The sequence below is a fragment of the Streptomyces spiramenti genome (genome assembly GCF_012034385.1).
Classification (GTDB): domain Bacteria; phylum Actinomycetota; class Actinomycetes; order Streptomycetales; family Streptomycetaceae; genus Streptomyces; species Streptomyces spiramenti.
Map to the genome: position 1 here is coordinate 1 of NZ_JAAVJB010000413.1, position 2,141 is coordinate 2,141.

Here is a 2,141-nt window from a genome sequence, read left to right on the forward strand (position 1 = left end):
GCGCGGAACCCCGCGCCGGCCCGGCGGGGCCGCGGCCCCGCCGGAGGGCGGTGTGCCGCACGTCGCGCCGCCGGTGCCGACCCGCCCGTTAATCGGGGGAACGGCTGGGCAGCCGCGTGGAAGGATGACCCCCAAACGCCCGAGCAAGGAGATGACCCCACGGTGCCTGGCACGAATCTGACGCGCGACGAGGCCCAGCGGCGGGCACGGCTGCTGACCGTCGACTCCTACGAGATCGACCTCGACCTCAGCGGCGCCCAGGAGGGCGGAACCTACCGGTCGCAGACCACGGTGCGGTTCACCGCCGGGGAGGCCGCCGCCACCTTCATCGACCTGGTGGCGCCCGCCGTGCGCGAGGTGGAGCTCAACGGCACCGCGCTGGACCCGGCGGCCGTCTTCAGCGACTCCCGCATCGCGCTGGACGTCCCGGAGGGCGACAGCGTGCTGCGAGTCGTGGCCGACTGCGCCTACACCAACAGCGGTGAGGGACTGCACCGCTTCGTCGACCCCGTCGACGAACAGGCTTACCTCTATACCCAGTTCGAGGTTCCCGACGCCCGGCGCGTCTTCGCCTCCTTCGAACAGCCCGACCTGAAGGCGACCTTCGCGTTCACGGTCACCGCGCCCGAGGGCTGGAAGGTCATCTCCAACTCCCCCACGCCGGAGCCGGAGGGCGGCACCGTCTGGCGGTTCGCCCCCACTCCGCGGATCTCCACCTACATCACCGCGCTGATCGTCGGCCCGTACCACGAGGTCCACAGCAGCTGGGAGGGGAAGGACCGCAGCGTCCCGCTGGGCATCTACTGCCGCCCGTCCCTCGCCGAACACCTCGACGCCGACGCGATCTTCGCCGTCACCCGGCAGGGATTCGACTGGTTCGAGGAGAAGTTCGACTTCCCGTACCCCTTCGAGAAGTACGACCAGCTCTTCGTCCCGGAGTTCAACGCCGGCGCCATGGAGAACGCGGGCGCGGTCACCATCCGCGACCAGTACGTCTTCCGTTCCAAGGTCACCGACGCCGCGTACGAGATGCGCGCGGAGACCATCCTCCACGAGCTGGCCCACATGTGGTTCGGCGACCTGGTCACCATGGAGTGGTGGAACGACCTCTGGCTGAACGAGTCGTTCGCGACCTATACCTCCGTCGCCTGCCAGGCCCACGCACCCGGCTCCCGCTGGCCGCACGCGTGGACCAGCTTCGCCAACCAGATGAAGACCTGGGCCTACCGGCAGGACCAGCTGCCCTCCACCCACCCGATCATGGCCGAGATCAACGACCTGGACGACGTCCTCGTCAACTTCGACGGCATCACCTACGCCAAGGGCGCCTCCGTCCTGAAGCAGCTGGTCGCCTACGTCGGCATGGACGAGTTCTTCCAGGGCGTGCAGATCTACTTCAAGCGCCACGCCTGGGGCAACACCACCCTCCCCGACCTGCTCACCGCGCTGGAGGAGACCAGCGGGCGCGACCTGAGCACCTGGTCGCGGAAGTGGCTCCAGACCGCCGGCATCAACGTGCTGCGCCCGGAGATCACCGTCAACGAGGACGGCACCATGACCGCCTTCGCCGTACGGCAGACCGCGCCGCCGCTGCCCGAGGGCGCCCGCGGCGAGCCGGTGCTGCGCCCCCACCGCATCGCCGTCGGCCTCTACGAGCTGAACGACGGCCGGCTGGAGCGCGTCGAGCGGATCGAGCTGGACGTGGACGGCGAACTCACCGAGGTCCCCGACCTCGTGGGCCGCGCCCGCCCCGCGGTCGTCCTGCTCAACGACGACGACCTGACCTACGCCAAGGTCCGGCTGGACGCCGAGTCGCTGGCCGTCGTCACCGAGCACCTCGCCGACTTCACCGAGCCGCTCCCGCGGGCCCTGTGCTGGGCCTCCGCCTGGGACATGACCCGTGACGGCGAGATGCGCACCCAGGACTACCTGGAGCTGGTGCTGCGCGGCGTCGGCCGCGAGTCGGACATCGGTGTCGTGCAGACCCTCCACCGCCAGGTCAAGCTCGCCCTGGACCTCTACGCCGCGCCCGGCCTGCGCGAGGAGGGCCTGGCCCGCTGGTCCGCCGCCGCCGACGGCGACGTGCTGGTCCTCTCCCCCGGCACCTACCGGGAGAACCTGGTGATCGACCAGGCGGTGAC

The 2,141-nt window shown here is 70.4% G+C and carries 1 protein-coding gene; it reads left to right on the forward strand.

All coding sequences use genetic code 11. The annotated features are described in order from the left end of the window. Positions 1-162 precede the first annotated feature (162 nt). Positions 163-2,141 (forward strand): aminopeptidase N (pepN, locus tag HCJ92_RS23775; protein ID WP_167935673.1); only part of this gene is annotated, 1,979 nt, incomplete at its 3' end.